Origin of the sequence: Paraglaciecola sp., assembly GCF_051252315.1 — a bacterium.
GTDB lineage: Bacteria > Pseudomonadota > Gammaproteobacteria > Enterobacterales > Alteromonadaceae > Paraglaciecola.
Genome location: NZ_JBPOFP010000025.1, coordinates 15,060 through 34,221 on the forward strand (window position 1 = coordinate 15,060; position 19,162 = coordinate 34,221).

A 19,162-nucleotide genomic window follows, 5' to 3' on the forward strand; every position below is an offset into this window, starting at 1 on the left:
ACTCGACAACAATACAATGATTAATTACGTACTCTTCTCAAGACAAAAAACAATGAAAGAAGCATTAACCCTATAGTAGAAGGAGTATTAACATCCACTCGGCGAGTACTAATAGCACCTACAGCGTCAATATCCGCTCCCACCGTAGCACCAGATTGCCCACCCTCACTGGCGTTATCTGTTAACCTAACAAAAGAAAACGAGTCTGCAGAGGTAAATCCATATGCATCAATATCAATACCTGACGTAGAACCACCTACTGCCCCCACTGAATGCCAAATATTTCCATCCACACTGATATCAACAAAGGTATCTTCAACATCAGGTCCAATTTCGAAAATCCATAGATCTAAAGCATCACTATCACTTCCTGTGAGTACATTATTGATAAATTGAAGAGTAATAGATCCACCATCACCTAATGACACAAATGAACAATTTTCCGCATCAATTGCATCATCAGCAATGGTGTTACACGAACTACCGCTTGAGTAATCAGGAAGGCCTAGCGCACTATTAAAATTTTGGTGAGGAATAGTCGGTTCCCCCGAATTGATGACTGGAGAATAATCAAATACAGCATCTGCAAAAGAGATGTCACCTTGTGGGAATTCTACGCCTTTAATCAACACTGCATGACTGTTTAATGCAAACATGGTTAGGCCAATGGTGATTAAAATACTTTTTAATTTGAGTGATTTATTCAAAACTTTTCCTTTTTATAAATAATTTCAACATTCAGGCTTGAAGCAAATATTAAGCCCGATAATAAGCAATTGATTTTATTAACGAAAAAAATTAGTTATAAAAAAAGTGTAAAATAATCGGACATTAATGACCTGTCTCCTTAGCGGTTTCAGTTATCTTTTAAACCTACTAGTTGCTCCGAGAGCAGCCGTTGTAACTCAGGATCTTTGCCTACTTTTATGAGTACTTCTTTGTATTTCTCAAACATAAGATAATCACTGTTCTGTTTTCTGGCATTGAGGTCATGTTTAGAAAATGCGAATTGAATGTATGAATAGGCTTTTTCAAAGTTATTTTGGGCATAAAAATAACGTACAGCTATCTTGGCTATTTCTTTGTCTTTAGGGTTTTGTTTTGCCACCAACTCTATTAACTCTGTTCTTTGTTGATGGCTTAATCCTAAAAATTCCCCTTCAGAAAAATCAAACAATTGATCTGTTTGTCGCAATAATTGACGTAATTTAGTTTTAGCTTGATTCGATGCCCTAATAGCCTGAATAGCCCTTTGTTTATCTTTTAACGCTATGGCTTGTTTAAAGCCCTTAAAGCCTGCTAAGTATTGCTGCTGATTAACTGCGATTTCAGCGTATTCCGACCAATAAATCGCATTATCTTTGTCTGTTTCAGCGGCTTGTTTGACTAAATTCAAACCCAGGGTTTGATCAATTTCACTGTATGCCAACCAAGAGCCTAGTTGAAAAAGCGCCTCTGGATTATTTGGCAGCGCTTTATTCGCTTGTTTAAACATATTCGTGATGGCGAGATCATCATTCCAATTTTGATCAAATGATAATAGTTGCGCTAACACTAATTGAATATGAGCAATCTCTTTATTAGTTTGTGACACATTTAATAACCGAAAACCTTCTACAACTAACCGCTCTAATTGACGTTTTTGTCCCTCTTCTCCCTGCCAGCCGAGATCTCTTAACCAGTCGTCAGTTTCTAATAGAAACACTCGCCTTTGTAATTTAATATCATTTGGAGAGAGTATTAACGCTTTGTTCAAGGTTTGTTTAGCATAATCTAACGCATCCATTTTGATAAAAGCGTCAGCAGTTTGGATATACGTGGCTTTATCTGCGCGTATTTGCTGTTGCTCTTGCACGTAAAAATACCCTTCACGGCAGGCATAAAACACGCTTAAAACGGCGGTGAACACACCAATATACGTAACGGATTTATTTATAATTTTTTGCCAGATTGGCGATGATAGTAAGGATTCGCCACAGTGTTTACATTTAGAAGCGTTAGCTGAAATTGATTCACAACAGTGGGGACAAGATCTGAATTTATTTGAATGTGTGCTTGTTTCTTCCATAAAACTTTTAACAACCTCAATAACCGTATCCATTAGAGATACGGTTATTGTAGCTAATATTTCTAAATGTCTACAAACCTAATCGGGCTTTTTCTATTGGTGATTGATTAGCCCTAGCTCAGGTTTACAGTTCACGTACCCAGATATTGCGGAAGCTCACAAGGTTGCCATGATCTTGTAAAAAGATAGGTGCACAGCCATGAGCTTTGTAACTTGGGTTACCACGGTACACTGTACCACCTTGAATTTCAGTATGGTTTTGTACTAACACTCCGTTGTGCAGGACAGTCACATAAGCTTTTGATTCAAGTTTACCGGCATCATTAAAACGCGGCGCTTTATAAATAATATCGTAAGTATTCCAATGTGTAGGTGGTTTCATTGCATTCACAAGAGGCAAACTTTGTTTATAAACCGAACCCGCTTGGCCATTAGAATAAGTACGGTTTTCATAGGAATCTAAAACCTGAACTTCATAACGGCCTTGTAAAAACACGCCACTGTTATTTTGCTGTTGGCCTTTTTTACCGGGTGTTTTTTCAGGCGCCCGCCATTCTATATGTAATTGCATGTCACAAAACTTTTGTTTAGTACTGATGCCCTTTTTACCTGGTGCAACCGTCATATAACCATTTTTGACTGTCCAGGGAGCAGCTCCATCATGGCCAGTCCAACTATCTAAATTAGTGCCGTCAAACAAAACAATGGCGTCAGAAGGAACGGGACCGGGAGTCACCACTTCAGGTACGGGCTCCCAAAATTCAGTTAACTTTGGATCAATATCTTTATTACTTTGAGCAAAGACACTTGTTGTTAAAATAGAAAGTGTCAATAAAGCCTTTGTTTTATTCATAAACTTAATCTTTTCCTAATAAATTTTTAACAGTCTAACTTATTAAGCCTAATGAAAATTTAGAAATTGCATAAAACATAATTTTACTGACAAATTACATAACGAAAAATACTATCGAGGGATCTAGCTCTTATCTTTTATTTGCTCGTTATCAGGTTCTATATTTTTAACAAACAACAACATAAACACCCCTAACATGATGGCCATGTCGGCCACATTAAATATGCCTGTACGCAAACTTCCAATGCCCATATTTAAAAAATCTATTACCGCGCCATTATTGGTCGCTCGATCATAAAAGTTGCTGATCCCACCTGAGAAAATTAAAGATAAAGCCACTAAGCCTTTTGTTGGCTGAGTTTTTGTTTTAAAAATATAAATTAATAAACCCAACAAAATCGCACCAACCGCACAGACAAAAATCCAAAATTTAGCTTCGTCACTCATGCTGCTTCCTAACCCTAAGAATGCTCCGGTATTTTCTGCATAACCAATACGTAAAGTGTCCCCCCAATAACTGGTCATTTTAAATTTGGGTAAATGAGCAGACGCGTACCACTTTGTTGCTTGGTCAAGTGCCACACTTACAAAAGTAATAAGCGTTACCATCCACACTCGTTTAATCATTGTCATTTGTCTAAAAGCCTTTCTTATCATCAAAATTGATATTTGTATTAATGATTATTTCACGTAATGCCCAAAGTAGTCGAGCGAGATCGTCATCAACTCATGTTTAATAACTAAAATCTATTAATTGTCGAATGCTCAATTGTAAAAATCATGTTAAATTATTCACACTAAACATAACTAGGAACACCATATGAAAAAAGTTGAAGCAATAATTAAACCTTTCAAACTAGATGATGTAAGAGAGAGTTTAACGGAAATTGGCATCACAGGATTGACTGTATCTGAAGTGAAAGGATTTGGACGTCAAAAAGGCCACACTGAAATGTATCGTGGTGCCGAATACAACATAGATTTTTTACCAAAACTTAAGTTAGAGATAGTAGTCAGTGATGATCAGTTAGAACGTTGTATCGAAGCGATAGTAAGTAAAGCGAATACAGGAAAAATTGGAGACGGAAAAATTTTTGTTATGGACGTAAGTCATGCCATTCGTATTCGAACTGGCGAAGAAGATGACGAAGCTGTTTAGTCAGTATTTATTAAATCACACTCAAAAATACAAATAAAATAAACAAAAAATAGATTGAGAATAACTATGCAAGAAATTAATAGCGCCGTTGAAACCTTGGTGCAAAGTTCAAATACATATTTTCTACTTATTGGAGCCATCATGGTGTTTGCCATGCATGCTGGTTTCGCCTTTTTAGAAGTAGGTACCGTTCGCCATAAAAACCAAGTGAATGCTTTAGTAAAAATCATTACTGATTTTGCAATCTCTTGCATTGCTTACTTTTTTATTGGTTACTGGATAGCTTACGACACCACATTTTTTAGCAGCGCCAGTGAATTAGCTTCAAATAATGGTTATGACCTAGTGAAGTTTTTCTTCCTAATGACGTTTGCAGCGGCAATTCCTGCAATTATCTCTGGTGGTATTGCTGAAAGAGCTAAATTTTATCCATTTTTAATGGCCTCTGCACTGATAGTTGCCTTCGTATATCCCTTTTTTGAAGGCATTATTTGGAACGGAAATTATGGTTTCCAAACATGGTTAGAAAATACAACCGGTGCACCTTTCCACGACTTTGCAGGCTCAGTAGTTGTGCATGGTGTAGGTGGTTGGTTAGCGTTTGTTGCCGTATATTTTCTTGGTTTACGAAAAGGTCGCATCAAAGACAATAGGTTAATTGCATTTGCTCCGTCTAATATTCCTTTCTTAGCTTTAGGTACGTGGATTTTATGTATTGGCTGGTTTGGTTTTAATGTAATGTCAGCTCAAAGTATGGACGGCATAAGCGGACTTGTAGCTATGAACTCGTTAATGGCTATGGTTGGCGGAATTATCGCTGCTTTATGGGCAGGTAAAAACGATCCAGGTTTTATTCACAATGGTCCTCTTGCAGGTTTAGTGGCAGTTTGTGCTGGCTCTGATGTGATGCATCCAATTGGCTCTTTATTTGTCGGTATTATTGCTGGCTTAATTTTTGTGTACCTATTTACCAAAATGCAGCAAAGCAAAAAAATTGATGATGTATTAGGTGTTTGGCCATTACATGGTGTTTGTGGTGCTTGGGGGGGTATTGCAGCCGGTATCTTTGGTTTGGATATATTAGGCGGGCTAGGCGGAGTATCATTTACCGCACAACTCATAGGCACAGCGGCAGGAATTATTGTTGCTTTAGTGGGCGGCTTTATCGTATATGGTTTAGTTAACAAATTAAGCACTATACGCATGAGTGAAGAAGAGGAATACCATGGAGCTGATTTAAGCATTCATAGTATTGGCTCAGTGAATCACGACTAACAGCGTATGTATTAATAAACAAAAATGGGGCACTCGCCCCATTTTATCTTTATGATTAACAGGAGAATTTAACATGGAACTTGGTAGATTTTCAGTCAGTTTAAACGTAAAAGATATTGTCCAATCTCAAAAGTTTTACGAAACCTTAGGTTTTAAAACACATCCAGATTGCGGTTCAGTTAAAGACAAATGGCTAATAATGGAACAAGGCAACACCATAATAGGTTTGTTTGAAGGTATGTTTGATAAAAACATACTTACTTTTAATCCTAGCGACGCCCGCTTCATAGAAGAACACTTAAAACAAAACGGCATCTCAATAGATACGCCGACCCAAGGTGACAAGGGCCCGACTCATTGTGTTTTAAAAGACCCCGACGGCAATACAATTATGTTCGACCAATTTTAATATCTGCAATACTTCACTCGTACAATAATAGGAAATATCAGTATGTCGTCAGATTTTAATTGCTGGAAGTGCGGCCACAAACTCATTGATGTTATTTTACCTATGTCTAGACGGGAAGAATGCAGCCAATGTTCAGTTGACCAACACGTTTGTAAAATGTGTAGTTTTTATAGTGATAAGTCAGGCTGTGATGAAGAAAGGGCTGAACATATTAGTGATACTGAAAGAGCTAATTTTTGTGATTATTTTAAGCCTAGCTCAAAGACCGCTAGTTCAAATATCAATCAGAAATCTGAAGCAGCTAAAGCTAAACTCGCCGAGCTGTTTGGAGATCCTATTCCAAAGAAAACGGAAGACGATTCATCATTATCTCCAGCTGAGCTAGCTGAAAAAAAGCTACGAGAAATGTTAGGCGGCTAATTGAAATAGATTATATTCAAATTCCCATTCTTTTTAACTCCTAGATTCACATAATAAGCATAACGTCTGAATCAGACACCCATTGACACTAAGGTAAATATGAAAGTTGAAACAGTAATTGCAGATTACACAAACAAAAAACACGGTGCCGATTTAGTTCATTTGTTAAATGCTTATGCACTAGATCCTATGGGTGGAGGTGAACCACTTTCAGATCTCGTTCAACAAAATTTGGTTCCTACATTAGCCAATCAAGCTAACGTATTTAGTGTGCTTGTTTATGTAAACGATAAACCAGCGGGTTTAGTCAATTGTGTAGAAGGCTTTTCGACATTTTCTTGTAAGCCACTAATAAACATTCATGATTTAGCGGTATTAGAAGAATTCAGAGGACTGGGCATAAGCCAAATAATGTTACAAAAAGTCGATGAAATTGCTCAGCAAAAGGGGTGTTGTAAAATAACTCTGGAAGTATTGGAGGGCAATCATTTAGCTAAAAAAGCTTATTTAAAACATGGGTTTGCAGGTTACGAACTCGATCCAGCAAAAGGAAAAGCTATGTTTTGGCAAAAACAAATCGCAGCAACGTAATCAGTTTTTATATAAATAACCATCAGTACTATTGCGTCAATAAATATTTATAGCTAATCTGAATTTAATGCTTTATCAAATGGAAGATATCACGCGTGTTTAAGGAAGTGGCTCTCGTTAATAAAAAGAAAAGGATCATTGAGGCTTTTTGGGCAGTAGAGGCATGTTTAGGGTTGGTTTTATTACTATCCATCCCTGAGCCAGAGTTTTTAACCCCGTTTAACGCCTTAATTGTGTTATTTATGTGCCTTTTTGTCGCTCCCTACCTCCTAGCAAAACAAGACAAAATAATTCCTGCCACTAACCTGATTATTATCATTTCTACCTTTTTGTTACTTTCATTTGTTTGGCAAAATAGCGGTCTAAATGACGAAGTCATGTTGGTGTTTCCATTAATTACCGCCTTTTCTATCCTGTTTGGCTCAATCAAACTTCTAAGAGTGATTCTTTTAATAATGGTCATTAACATTATTCTACTTGGAGTCTTAAACGAGTATGAAATAGTAAATCACGTGCCACCTAAAGGGGGGTTATTAACCGCTTCCTTCACCCTGCTCATTTTTGTTTTGATCACTTTTACCTTAGGTAAATTCGGTACAGATTTAGCGAATGCACTCAGCCATTTAAATAGTCACCAAAACAAATTGGAAGAAAATGTCGCAGAAAGAACAAAGGAACTCGAAGCAAAAATAGTTGAACTTAATATCGCCCATAAACAATTAAGTGAGGCTGAAAAAATGGCTTCACTGGGGCGGTTAGTCGCAGGTATTTCTCATGAAATAAATACTCCGGTAGGAATAGCAGTAACCGCTGCGAGTCATTTACAAGATAAAACCAAGGAAATCAAAAATAATGTAGCTCTGGGAAATATAAGAAAATCAGAACTTGATCAATTCATCGAAACCTCAATTCAAAGTAGCGCCCTAATTGATACAAACTTAAGACGTGCTGCCGATTTGATTGGTGATTTTAAAAACCTTGCAGTGCTTAACACTGCCAGTCGTCGTAGTGTATTTATATTAAAAACTAGCCTTGAAGAAATAGTTGCATCAGTTCAACCTGCGCTAGAAGAAGCTCAAGTAAACCTCATACTAAACTGTGACGAAAATATAGAAATTTTTCACGACCAAGGAGCCTTGGCTCAAATTTTAGTTAACTTGATCACTAACAGCTGTATTCATGGTCTTGCCAATACACAAAATGCCAATATCACTTTAAATATCTGTCTACAAAACGAAAATGTAAATATCGTATATTCAGACAACGGCGTGGGTTTAACGGACGAAGTAGCGGAAAAAATATTTGAACCTTTTTATACCACTAAACGTAATAAGGGCGGTACAGGACTAGGCATGAACATTGTTTATAATTTAATTAAACAAACCTTACTTGGCTCTATCAAAATATCCAAGAACAAACCATCAGGTGTTATTTTTGATATTTGTTTTCCACAAAAGGCGCCTCAATAAATTAGGGGTTTTACATCAGTCCGCAGAGTTTATTAACGCTTAGACAAAAATAAACGAATTATAAGCCAACATTTTTAAGTAACCTTAATAACTCTTGCTCAAATTTTTGTTGCCACTTTTGTTTTTCTTTAGCCACTATGCCTTGTAAAAGCGGCGTAATGTTTACTCTAAGGCCTTCGCAATCTAAAAATGATTGAGGAACTGGCACAGATATCTCGATATTTGCTCGACTATTTTGAGGTTCAATCAAAGGCTCTACATCAAACCTTGACTCACTCAATATGGTACTTGTGCAGTTTACTTTAACCCTTTTTCCTAAAAACGCTTGGTCGACTTGCGCATTTATTTTAACTTTTATGGGAACAGTTAAACTCAAAAACCTGTGCGTACTGGAAAAAACTGCTTTGCCCTTTTTTTCAACCGTCAAATCATAAATGCCTAATTGCCAAGCTTTATCTTTTTCAGTGTACAAAACCTGCGGTAGATGGCTTTCTACAAGAGCGACAATTAAGTCATCAGTTATGCTCTTTGCATGACTATCAATCGTGTTAAACAACAATAAAAATAACGTTCCAATGACTTTTATTTTCACCATATAATTTTTAAAAAACCTTAATTCAATTTCACTAAATATCGACTAAGGGAAGATTCTACATAGAATTTAATGTCCACTAAACCATTGCGTACAGAAACATGGATATAACTTTCAAAACCTTTGGTTGTAGTCGATAAGTTTTTATATTCTTGCAATGCTAACCGTTTGTTTTTCGCATACGAAATAGAAAAGTCGACAAGTTCCTGAGAGCAAGCTAAAGCATTATAATTAGGTGTTAACCATTCCGATACATCAAGAATCCATTTATCTTGATTCAGCCCCCGAGTAATACGTTCACCACTGTTAATTAATCCACGACTACGCCATCCCATTTGATCAAAATAAAGATTAAATTCTATATTATTTGGCATGTTAACTCGGCTACATTGTTCTTCAATTAGGCTTATCAACTTCTGTGTTTCTTGAAGCATGTAGCTGTCTATTTTATTTAATGGCTTATGAAACTTAGTAAGCTTTCCACTTTGATTACTAAGTTGAGGGAATAACTTTTCAAGTACAGCACTGTTCGCCTTAACGCTTTGAGTGTGTTTAAAAACGGCTAAATTCGGTGTAATAGGCACTTTAATTTCTAATAAAGCTATATCTGGCACACATATCCCCTTTGTCAAAATACTGATATCAAAATCTTTCTATCAAAATATTAAAAGCAGGATTTACGCCAAGGATAAATTCATCTTAAAATTCAATAAGATAAAAAAATTAACATGAAAATATTAAGCTACGACGAATAATTGACGTTTGTCACGACTAATCTAGACTGAAAATTGATTAAACCGCTAAAATAGAGCAATATTCGATACACTCTCGAACAAGAGTTAGCATTTGATTTTAAAAAAGAGAATCAATTATTAATATTCAAACTCAACTTAATAAAGCACATTCAATTTCCTACACTAGGCTTATTAGCCTATTGCTAATTAGTTTGATCTCAATTAAATCGTTTGCCGCCCCTAATCCACTCGTTTTATCTAGAACCTTATTAGGTGAAACCTTTACTTGCGCTCACGATGCATTAATTCAGGCTTATAAAAACCTTGATATCGAGGTTAACTTCTTAACGCTACCTAATAAACGTGGCCTAAGAATGGCAAATTCTGGAGAGATAGATGGAGAAATGTTAAGGGTGGCTGATACTGAAATACACCACCCTAACTTAATTCAAGTTCCAGTGCCTATTTGTAGTATTGAATCGATATTGGTTGCCAACGAACGAGTGATGGCAACCACATATGAAGACTTAAAAAAATACAGATTTGGTATCACCATAGGTTATGTAGATCAGGAAAACCTTGTGGAAAAATATCAACTTAACGCCACTAGGGTGATTAAAAATAACACTTTACTGGAAATGTTAATGCGTGATCGTGTTGACGTCATTTTTTTAACCAAACTTGAATCAAAATATATTATTTCCAAATCCCGCAATACTAAACTAAAAGTCTTACAAGGCTTTGAAAGAGAGATGTTGCTGTATCACTACCTTCACAAAAAGCATAAAGCCTTAGTACCTCAAATAACTAACGCCTTACAAGCGTTAACTAAAGCTGGAAAAGTTAAACTACAAAATAGAACGCTACGTCCCATTGCAACACATTGATCTCAGGAAAGTTAACGACAAATGAAAGCTAAAGCCGTCGATATAAATTGTGATTTGGGCGAAGGCAAAACTATTGAAGATTGCCAGCAAGATGCACTTTTAATGCCCTTCATATCTAGATGTAACATAGCTTGCGGTGGACATGCGGGTAATCGCGACACTATGGCTCAAACCTTAAAACAAGCGTTAGATCACGAGTTAATTTGTGGTGCTCACCCTGGCTACCCTGATCCAGATAACTTTGGCCGCGTTTCTTTAAATATACCTGTTGATGATTTACTAACTAGTGTGACCAGCCAAATACAAACATTACTCACCTTAGCTAAGTCTTTAGGCCAACCTCTTAGCCATATTAAGTTACACGGCGCTTTATACAATGATGCAGAAAAATCAGCCAAACTGGCTGACGCATTGTGCCAAGAGTTCGCATCTAGATTTAATCATTTGAGCTTGATTGGTTTAAGTAAAGGCCAAATGGAAAGAGCCGCGGCACAACATAAACTATCATTTCTACGAGAAGGGTTTATCGATAGAGCTTATTTATCTAATGGCCAACTAGCACCAAGAGTACTTGCTGGTTCAGTCTATCAAGAGTCTAAAACCTGTATTCAACAAGCTTTATCAATGATAGCTAGAAAACCAATCAACACTCTGCCTCAAGACAATACTAAGCAAGATTCAGTGTTAATCGAAGCCGATACTTTTTGTCTACATGGCGACTCTCCGATTGCATACTCTTTAGCGAAAAAATTACACCAACAACTAAGTGACACGGGTTATAAAATAGCATGACTCAAGGTAACTACCAGTTAGTCACTAATGGTGATAGTGGCATTACTATCCTATTCAAACAGGAAATTAGCCAACTGTTGTCTAGACGAATTAGTGCATTAGCTAAGCTATGTGAGCAGGAGTTTGCGGCGCAATTAAGCCAAGTCATTCCCGCGTATCAAAGTCTAACCTTGTGTTATCTACCAGATAAAATTAGCTTCAAAGTATTATGGGACAAACTTGAGTTAATGTTACAAAACCCAATAGAAATTGACCGGACTCAATCTCGCAAAATAGTCATACCAGTATGTTACGAGTCGGCATTTTCATTAGATATGCACACAGTCACACAACATACTCAACTGACACGTGACGAAATCATTCAAAAACACACTCAAACTGAATACTTTGTACATATGTTAGGCTTTTCCCCCGGTTTTTTATATTTAGGCGGAATGTCCGACGAACTTAGTTGTCCACGAAAGTCCTCTCCCGATTTAAAAGTACCTGCGGGCAGTGTTGGTATTGGCGGAGCTCAAACAGGTATTTACCCACATACGTCGCCCGGAGGTTGGCAGATTATTGGACAGACTCCTTTTACGCTATTCGACATAAACAGAGCACAGCCTTGCATTGCCCAAGCACTCGACGTAGTCATTTTTGAATCAATAACTGGATCACAATACCAAGAATTAAAACGAGAACATTCTTGAGTATTCAGTGTATCAAGCCTGGAATGCAAACTTCACTTCAAGACATAGGTCGAGTCAAGTTAATGCATTGGGGAATTGCAAATACCGGTGCCATGGATAGATTATCTATGGTGTTAGCTAATAAGATCATTGCTAATCCAGATAATCACCCTGTATTAGAGATATGTTTAATTGGTCCCTCACTGCTATTCAGTCAAGCCATGTCTATCGCCATTTGTGGAGCAGAATTTAAAGTAGTCCTTGAAAATGACAAGGGCAGTCACGTCATATCGAATAACCAAAATATCAAAATATCAGCGGGTGACAAACTTATTTTTGGAAAACGGCTACAAGGTGCGAGAGCTTATTTAGCTTTTTCAGGAAAAGTGAACCTAACTAAAACCTTCAATAGTTTTTCAACCCATTTTCAAGCTCAATTTGGTGGTTATCATGGCCGAGCGTTAAACATACATGATGTAATTGATATGTACGATTGTGAAGTTCGAACTGAACAAACAATAGCTCCATTACCTTCATCAGCCTTGTTAACTGCACCACAATATTCTGGAAAATATATACTACGTTGTACCAGCAGTGTCGAAACTAACCTATTCAAGCAGCACCAAATAAATAGCTTTTACTCAACAAAGTATACCGTTAGCAGCGCATCAAACAGAATGGGACTACGTTTAGAAGGTGAATCACTAGAAAGCTTAGCCATACCCGATATAACATCAAGCGGACTATTGACTGGTAGCATTCAAATTCCACCTAATGGTTTACCCATAATCTCCAGTGTAGATGGCCAGACTATTGGTGGATATCCGCGTATAGCCAACGTGATTAGTGCAGACCAATTTACCCTTGGCCAACTGGTTGCTGGCGACCAAATTCAGTTTATAAACGTGAACGTCGAACAAGCACACAAGTTGTTAAAACAACAAAGATCATGGCTAGATACTCTAATACCACATGTGGAATAAGCTAATTGGACTAAAGTTCTACTATTTAAACAAAGGCCTAGATTGCTTTTTAGTAACCAGTTAAATACACTTAATCACTTCGCCGTAATACTTTAATTCTTGGTCATGTTAAAACGTATTTGTATAATATTAATCTGCTTTATCGCTCTTCTGGCGAATCCTCTACAAGCTAAAGACATTATTTTTTATGGCGGCGATAAGAATAGTTATAACCATCAAATTTTACACCATGCCCTTTCTTACCAGCAGCACACAAATTACTTAGTAAAAACATATACCGGATACGCACCAAAACAACGAGCTTATCTTAATCTTTCGAATCAGGAAGAAATTGATGTGGTTTTTGGTGGTGCAACTATCGAACGAGAACAATTAAATCATGCGATTAGGATCCCCTTATTGAAAGGTTTAAATGGCTGGCGTATTCCTTTAGTCAACAAAAAAAATGGAAATATATTTAAAAATCTATCTTCCACTGAAGAATTCAAACAATTACTCGCAGGCCAGTTTCACTTATGGAGTGATGTCGTCGTTTTACAAAGTAATAATATACGAGTACATAAAGCAACTAACGTGAAAGGCATGTACCAAATGTTACATAAAGGGAGGTTTGACTATTTTCCTCGATCAATATTAGAAGTTTGGTCCGACATGGAAAGACATAAACAACTGGATATAATGGTTGAGCAACATACGTTGATTCATTACCCCTCCGCCTATTACTTTTATGTTAATTATCAAGATGTACGTCTAATAAAAGACATCACTTCTGGATTAGAATCCGCTATCAAAGACGGCAGTTTTGATAAATTATTCAATCAACATTATGGCGAGCAGATTAATAAGGTTAAACAAACCCTTCGTAAAACATATCAATTAACCAACCCTCACTTACCGCCTAAGACTCCCTTATCGCGAAAAGAGTTGTGGTTAGATCTAAATATGCATCCAACCACATAATCAACTGTTAAAACGACTAAACTAACGCTTGTTGATCGATCTCATTTTCAACTAACAAATGATTTAATGCCGAAACAATAAAAGCGGTCGTTTCTTGTGGCGCTCGCTCATAAAAGCGAGTCCAAGCGTCAGTTTTACGCTCAGCATAATTAGCTTGCTGCCCCGGATGCGTTTCTAGATAAGCTAACATCACTGCATGTCCAATGGTAACGTCAACCACTATGGCTTCATCAATAATTAAACCACTATTTTGCTCAAAGAAACTTGCGATGACATTCAAGGCTTCAACCGTTAATTGACGATACTCCGCTGAATGAATGTTGTTCAACATGTGTTCGGTTAATAAGGCAAAAGCTGTTTCACCAGGCGTCATATCACTTAACACTAAGTCGCTCATAAGCCTGTTACGTTTGTCCATTTTATTACCAATCACCAATCCTGTAGTGTGATGTAATATCAACCAAATTCGGTCGTTAAAATCGGCAGATCTGCGGTCAATAATACCTTGGTGTTGTCTCCATGCTAACCAACCATCAGTAGGCTCAGATAACTGTTCTAGTCCTAAATCTTGCTTCCAGCTCAATTTTCCATAACTTCCTTTTGCATGAAGTTTTTCAACGCTTTGAGGTAAATCTAACAGAGACTGATAATTCTGCAGCACGGCTTCAATGCGCTGCTGAATAGCCGAAGGAGACATTGCCATGAGAGAGTCATATGCAAGGTCCGCAGGCACCTTATCCGCACGTACGATTTGGCTGGTCAATAAAGTAATGATGTGACTCACACGTATGGTCAATAACTCACTGAATAACTCGGGTTTAGATTTAATCAACGAACCTAAGCAGAGTAATACTTCCTGCGTTAAAATTTGATCTCTGACATCTTCACGGCAGTAAGAATGAATCATGTTTAATAATTCGTCATCTGCAAGAGGACGGGTAATTAACGAATCATTACTGTATGACCTCCCCACTTGGATAATTTTTTGTGCCACTAACAGCGCGCTCACTGCTAAATCTAAATCACCATCAGTTTTACCTAACAAACCTGATGCTTGGCGTAAAGTAGACCAAGCTTTAAGATCTCCAGCGTTACGATAAACCTCTTCGATTAATTCTCTAATTTGATAATTTTCGCCAACAATATTAAGCGTAAAATTAAGGTCGTGTAAATGAACCAAGCTAGTTAATAAAGCAATCTGTTCATGTATATTTCGACTTACGCCTAACCGAATCACTAAATTATCAGTGTTAGTGTTGAGTCCAATTTCAACACTTTGTGCCTGACTAAGTGGTTTCTGCTCACCTTTGGTAGATAAGCAGCCAAATTGAGAAAATAGACACGCCAATGGTTTGTTTGGTAACGAATAACCATGCAAGTCATCAATCCGTTCTTGGGCAGCCATAGGGCTTAATTGAGCTAATGTGCCTTGTAATACAGGTGTATTATCCACTTCACCAGCTGCTATCTCTTTCATTAATTCAAAGAACGAACTTCGATCCGCATCCAATAAATTCCGAGTCAATAAAACCGTGACAATTGGCCTACCTATTTCAGTCCAATTACGGTGCAAGTAACGTAATTCACTTTTGAAGCGCCTAATTAAAAATTCAAGGTCGTAACTTAGAAAAAACGATTGCTGCGTAAAAGATGGGGTTAAACACAATACTTTGGATTGTTCTAACTTATATATTCGGCTAGTGGTTAAACTTTTTGGCATACGTGCCGTTCTACCACTTAACTCTAAACTACTGCATTGCCCTACTTGCGCATGAACATTAGCAATGTCTTCAGGGCGGCAAACTTTTACTGGAGCAATGTGCTCAATACTTTGACTGTTTACCCCATGACTCGCTAGTTCTTGTTGTAAAGACTCATCTTCAGCTAAAAACACCAATTGCACAACGGGCAAGGCTTTAGGTTTAACTTTACTTCGCCCTAAGGGGTCTAGATCACTGGGTAACAAGAGCTCATCTTGCAACATTTTTCCCAATAGAAATAAACTTTGTGCCCAGACTAATGGCACATTCTCATTGGGTATCCGGTCTTGAGAGCCCGGATTCTCTCGTTCTTTTTCAATATTTTCTTGTGGCACATAATACAGCTCTGGTAGCAATAACTGCCCATCTTGCTCAACCAATACAGCATCTAACTTTTTTCGGTAATGTTTAATTTGTTTTTTATCGTCTCGAAAAATCGCGTCTAAATATAAATAAGAGAAAAATAATGGCCATTCTGACTCAATATGTTCAAATTGTTTCAGCTCTTGTTCTTCGTAATGTAAACGCCCTTCTTCTTCAGGCTCAGTTTGATGACCGTCACGTAAGAATCGTTTTAAACCATAACGTCCTTCTAATTTACCAATAATTTCGTTCCGAACTTTGTCTGACAAAACCCTGTCTGGCACAGCAAAAGCAGGAAAACCCACCACACTTAACAAAGCAGCATCAATTTCTTTAGTGTTGGACTCCCTAGGTAATAAGGCGCTTAAAGTAATATTTGCCTGAGCAATATTGTCTGGAACCACATGAATTACAGAACTTTGGCCTCCTTTAGCCCCGTACAAATTAAAGCCCGATAATGCCTCTAATGCAGCTTTTGCCATGCCCAAAGAACTAGAGTTTAATTCAACACTCCCACTATTGGTTTTTGCACCACGCTCCCAAATACCATAATCAGGGGTACGGTAGGCGCGCTCGATGTAATACACTAAGTTTTGAATAAAACAGACTTCTTCGTTAGTCCAGATTAAATCCAATCCAGAACCAATCATTTGAGTTAAAGTTAATAAAAATACCGACGTTGCATCTATCTGCAAGTGCCCCCATTCATCATCTGCCACCACATTATCACCCGTTGCAGTATCATATTTGGCGTGCAACGAATCCATAGGGCTGCGGCTTTTTTTGAATGCTTCTACTTTAGCTGATTGTGCCATCATTGAGCGCAGTAAGGCTCGCATGAGTTTCACTGTACTTTGCTCTAACTCATGGCCACGACCATTGTCATTATCTAGTTGACGATAAGCTAAGCCTAAGCCCCAAACAGCTAAAATACTGTATACATTGTCTCGTACCCAAGCGTCTTGATAATTTCCATGGACAGTAATGGCTGTACTGGCAGGTAAAAGACCAGAGACAGGATGCTGTTTGTCTAAAATCACAGTCTTAATTTGTTGATAGTAAGTTTCTAGACTGGCCTGTAAATCAAGATTTTTCACTGTTTATCCTTATTATTTACGTCTTATACATTTTGAATACCCAAGACGCGAAAAACGGGTGGAGATGAATTTAATATGCTGAACAACTATCTACCATAATTATGAAAGTTAAGCGAGATACAAGCCATCAAAATTGATAAAAAACCTTTTAATGTTAATGACTTGTTTAAATTAATACTGAGATTTAACAATAAAAATTCACCAGTAATGTTTGTCACCATTTATTCATTAAATTTTCACATTAATGTGCAACGGTTAAAAGTTAGATTGCCAAATGACATAAGGTCGATTTATTTATCAAGATGCGCACTGTTAACCTCGAAAACAATATCACCATTAGTTATCAGGATGCTGGAAAAAAGTCTTCACCAACCATGATTTTAATTATGGGCTTAGGGGCGCAAATGACTATTTGGCCAGACGAACTCTATTTTGGACTGGTAAAAAAAGGCTTCAGAGTGATACGTTTTGATAATCGCGATGTAGGACTATCTAGCCAATTAGACGACTTAGGTAACCCAAACTTGTTTAAAGCTTGGGTTAGTAAACGTTTGCCTATTCATGCAAACACACCATACAAGTTAGAAGATATGGCCAAAGATGTGTTAGCACTTATGTCAAAACTTAAGATAAAAAAAGCCCATTTAGTTGGCGCGTCAATGGGCGGCATGATCGCCCAAATAATCGCAGCTAATCATAAAAAGAAAGTACTTAGTTTAACCTCAATCATGTCTACCACTTCCCATTCATCTTTGTTTGGCACTAATCTAAAAGTATTAATGAAGTTAGCCAAACGTCCGAGAAAGTCTAACCGTGAAGAAGCGATTCGATACAATGTAAAAATGAATCGTTTAATCGGCAGTCCTGCTTACCCCACGGACGAATCGATATTACTTCATAATGCCACTCATAGTATTGATAGAGGTTACCACCCAGCAGGGTTTAAACGTCAACTAGCAGCTATCACAGCTAGCGGTGATAGACGGCATACCATGAAAAACATAAAAGCCCCGACTCTCGTTATACACGGTACTGAGGATCCAATCATTTCAGTGTCTGATGGAAAAACGACCGCAGCTTTAATAAAAAAATCAAAACTAAAAATAGTCGATGGCATGGGCCACGATTTTCCAGCCCTTTTAATGCCTAAGATGACCAATTGGATTGCAAAACATGCCAAAAAATCTGATAAAAAGCGCTTAGATAAAAAACGAAAAAAACAGGCTGCAGGCGATTTAATTAAGACCAGTTAGCTGGCGTTATTTTCAGCAGCAGGCTTAGCCTTTAGTTTGTATTCTCTTAACTCTGGCGGATAGGTATCTCGTAGTATCTCTAAAACAGGGGATTTAAAGTCACGAACATAAAGAATATAAGTTACCCATAGGGTCGCTACGATAAATGCGATAGGGTGTAAAAACCAAGTGGAGGCTGCAATTCCATAATAATATGAACGAATACCTCGATTGAATTCATTACCAGCACAAGAGTTTACTCTAGCCATCCTTTTTGCTGTCTTTACTCGGAATTCTTCTGATGGCATATTCTCTTCATAAGGACTGCCTCCAATCAAAATACATAAAAAATTGAACTGTCTGAGTGACCAAGTGAACTTAAAATAAGCATTCACAAAAATGAATATCAGTAGTATTAATTTTAATTCGATCAATCCACTCGTCACCACTTGAGCAAAAGGCATATCTTCTGAAAAGCTCAGCAGACGGTCTACTGAACCAACCAAGGCAAACAAACCTGCAATAATGTAAATTGTCGTGGAGGCATAAAATGACACACTGGACATTAGATTGTTTACCAAGCCAGCACAGGCAACAGGGATTTCTCTTGCCGCCGACTCCATAGCCCACTGCAGTCGATATTCGTGGGTAATGCCAATCAGTCCTTTTCGACCCATTGCCCCACGCTCAAATACGTAACGGTATCCCATCCAACAACTTAAAAACAAAATCACACCGGCATAATCAACCAAGGACAATAGCGCAAGTGTATTTTTTAGTTCTTCCATCTTGGGAATACCTTAACTTGTTAAAACTTAGAAACAACATTCTACCTTGATTTAATCAC

At 37.5% G+C, this 19,162-nt stretch carries 20 protein-coding genes; 12 read left to right on the forward strand and 8 right to left on the reverse strand.

Annotated features, from left to right (window positions below; translation table 11 throughout):
* Positions 1 to 20: 20 nt before the first annotated feature.
* From ACSHXM_RS06915 to lspA, 4 genes are all read right to left on the reverse strand, one after another.
* On the reverse strand, positions 21 to 707 hold the full coding sequence (locus ACSHXM_RS06915) for a hypothetical protein (RefSeq protein ID WP_435688016.1): 687 nt from the start codon (positions 705 to 707) through the stop codon (positions 21 to 23).
* 149 nt (positions 708 to 856) lie between these two features.
* Entirely contained in the window at positions 857 to 1,909 is a 1,053-nt protein-coding gene (locus tag ACSHXM_RS06920) for a hypothetical protein (protein WP_435688017.1), read from the reverse strand.
* A 283-nt stretch (positions 1,910 to 2,192) separates the two neighbouring features.
* Positions 2,193 to 2,921 (reverse strand): 3-keto-disaccharide hydrolase, encoded by a 729-nt coding sequence (locus ACSHXM_RS06925; protein WP_435688018.1) that lies wholly within the window; start codon positions 2,919 to 2,921, stop codon positions 2,193 to 2,195.
* A gap of 123 nt (positions 2,922 to 3,044) precedes the next feature.
* Positions 3,045 to 3,554, reverse strand: a complete 510-nt coding sequence (lspA, locus tag ACSHXM_RS06930; RefSeq protein WP_435688019.1) for a signal peptidase II — start codon at positions 3,552 to 3,554, stop codon at positions 3,045 to 3,047.
* Positions 3,555 to 3,741: 187 nt separating this feature from the next.
* Here lspA and ACSHXM_RS06935 point away from each other — a divergent pair, with 187 nt between their 5' ends.
* The 6 genes from ACSHXM_RS06935 (at position 3,742) to ACSHXM_RS06960 (ending at position 8,244) form a co-directional block, all read left to right on the forward strand.
* Positions 3,742 to 4,080 (forward strand): P-II family nitrogen regulator, encoded by a 339-nt coding sequence (locus tag ACSHXM_RS06935; RefSeq protein WP_435688020.1) that lies wholly within the window; start codon positions 3,742 to 3,744, stop codon positions 4,078 to 4,080.
* Between the two features lie 66 nt (positions 4,081 to 4,146).
* Complete coding sequence (locus ACSHXM_RS06940; RefSeq protein WP_435688021.1) at positions 4,147 to 5,355, forward strand: ammonium transporter; 1,209 nt, start codon at positions 4,147 to 4,149, stop codon at positions 5,353 to 5,355.
* 73 nt (positions 5,356 to 5,428) lie between these two features.
* Positions 5,429 to 5,764, forward strand: a complete 336-nt coding sequence (locus ACSHXM_RS06945; RefSeq protein ID WP_435688022.1) for a VOC family protein — start codon at positions 5,429 to 5,431, stop codon at positions 5,762 to 5,764.
* Positions 5,765 to 5,806: 42 nt separating this feature from the next.
* Positions 5,807 to 6,184, forward strand: a complete 378-nt coding sequence (locus tag ACSHXM_RS06950; protein ID WP_435688023.1) for a hypothetical protein — start codon at positions 5,807 to 5,809, stop codon at positions 6,182 to 6,184.
* 99 nt (positions 6,185 to 6,283) lie between these two features.
* Entirely contained in the window at positions 6,284 to 6,775 is a 492-nt protein-coding gene (locus ACSHXM_RS06955; protein ID WP_435688024.1) for a GNAT family N-acetyltransferase, read from the forward strand.
* A gap of 95 nt (positions 6,776 to 6,870) precedes the next feature.
* Positions 6,871 to 8,244 carry a sensor histidine kinase gene (locus tag ACSHXM_RS06960; protein ID WP_435688025.1) on the forward strand — a complete coding sequence of 458 codons (1,374 nt, stop codon included), beginning with the start codon at positions 6,871 to 6,873 and terminating at the stop codon, positions 8,242 to 8,244.
* 58 nt (positions 8,245 to 8,302) lie between these two features.
* Here the strand turns inward: ACSHXM_RS06960 and ACSHXM_RS06965 are convergent, their stop codons facing one another.
* Both ACSHXM_RS06965 and ACSHXM_RS06970 read right to left on the reverse strand, forming a co-directional pair.
* The gene (locus ACSHXM_RS06965) at positions 8,303 to 8,839 is read right to left on the reverse strand and encodes a DUF4403 family protein (protein WP_435688026.1); all 537 of its coding nucleotides are present in this window, start codon (positions 8,837 to 8,839) and stop codon (positions 8,303 to 8,305) included.
* A gap of 17 nt (positions 8,840 to 8,856) precedes the next feature.
* Positions 8,857 to 9,450, reverse strand: coding sequence for a hypothetical protein (locus ACSHXM_RS06970; RefSeq protein WP_435688027.1), 594 nt, complete (start codon positions 9,448 to 9,450; stop codon positions 8,857 to 8,859).
* Between the two features lie 320 nt (positions 9,451 to 9,770).
* On the opposite strand from ACSHXM_RS06970, the gene ACSHXM_RS06975 reads away from it, so the two are divergent.
* From ACSHXM_RS06975 to ACSHXM_RS06995, 5 genes are all read left to right on the forward strand, one after another.
* Positions 9,771 to 10,457 (forward strand): substrate-binding periplasmic protein, encoded by a 687-nt coding sequence (locus tag ACSHXM_RS06975; RefSeq protein ID WP_435688028.1) that lies wholly within the window; start codon positions 9,771 to 9,773, stop codon positions 10,455 to 10,457.
* A 21-nt stretch (positions 10,458 to 10,478) separates the two neighbouring features.
* Positions 10,479 to 11,249 carry a LamB/YcsF family protein gene (locus ACSHXM_RS06980; protein ID WP_435688029.1) on the forward strand — a complete coding sequence of 257 codons (771 nt, stop codon included), beginning with the start codon at positions 10,479 to 10,481 and terminating at the stop codon, positions 11,247 to 11,249.
* Positions 11,246 to 11,941: a 5-oxoprolinase subunit PxpB gene (pxpB, locus tag ACSHXM_RS06985; protein ID WP_435688030.1), complete on the forward strand. Its 696-nt coding sequence runs from the start codon at positions 11,246 to 11,248 to the stop codon at positions 11,939 to 11,941. Before ACSHXM_RS06980 ends, pxpB begins: the two co-directional genes overlap by 4 nt.
* Positions 11,938 to 12,903: a biotin-dependent carboxyltransferase family protein gene (locus ACSHXM_RS06990; RefSeq protein WP_435688031.1), complete on the forward strand. Its 966-nt coding sequence runs from the start codon at positions 11,938 to 11,940 to the stop codon at positions 12,901 to 12,903. The genes pxpB and ACSHXM_RS06990 overlap by 4 nt, the downstream gene beginning before the upstream one ends.
* A gap of 105 nt (positions 12,904 to 13,008) precedes the next feature.
* Positions 13,009 to 13,863, forward strand: coding sequence for a hypothetical protein (locus ACSHXM_RS06995; protein ID WP_435688032.1), 855 nt, complete (start codon positions 13,009 to 13,011; stop codon positions 13,861 to 13,863).
* A 16-nt stretch (positions 13,864 to 13,879) separates the two neighbouring features.
* On the opposite strand, the gene ACSHXM_RS07000 is transcribed toward ACSHXM_RS06995, so the two are convergent.
* A complete protein-coding gene (locus ACSHXM_RS07000; protein WP_435688033.1) occupies positions 13,880 to 17,083 on the reverse strand; it encodes a glycoside hydrolase family 15 protein in 3,204 nt (1,067 codons plus the stop codon).
* 302 nt (positions 17,084 to 17,385) lie between these two features.
* On the opposite strand from ACSHXM_RS07000, the gene ACSHXM_RS07005 reads away from it, so the two are divergent.
* Complete coding sequence (locus tag ACSHXM_RS07005; protein ID WP_435688034.1) at positions 17,386 to 18,336, forward strand: alpha/beta fold hydrolase; 951 nt, start codon at positions 17,386 to 17,388, stop codon at positions 18,334 to 18,336.
* Here ACSHXM_RS07005 and ACSHXM_RS07010 read toward each other — a convergent pair.
* The gene (locus tag ACSHXM_RS07010; protein WP_435688035.1) at positions 18,333 to 19,103 is read right to left on the reverse strand and encodes a DUF599 domain-containing protein; all 771 of its coding nucleotides are present in this window, start codon (positions 19,101 to 19,103) and stop codon (positions 18,333 to 18,335) included. The genes ACSHXM_RS07005 and ACSHXM_RS07010 overlap by 4 nt on opposite strands.
* Positions 19,104 to 19,162: the final 59 nt, after the last annotated feature.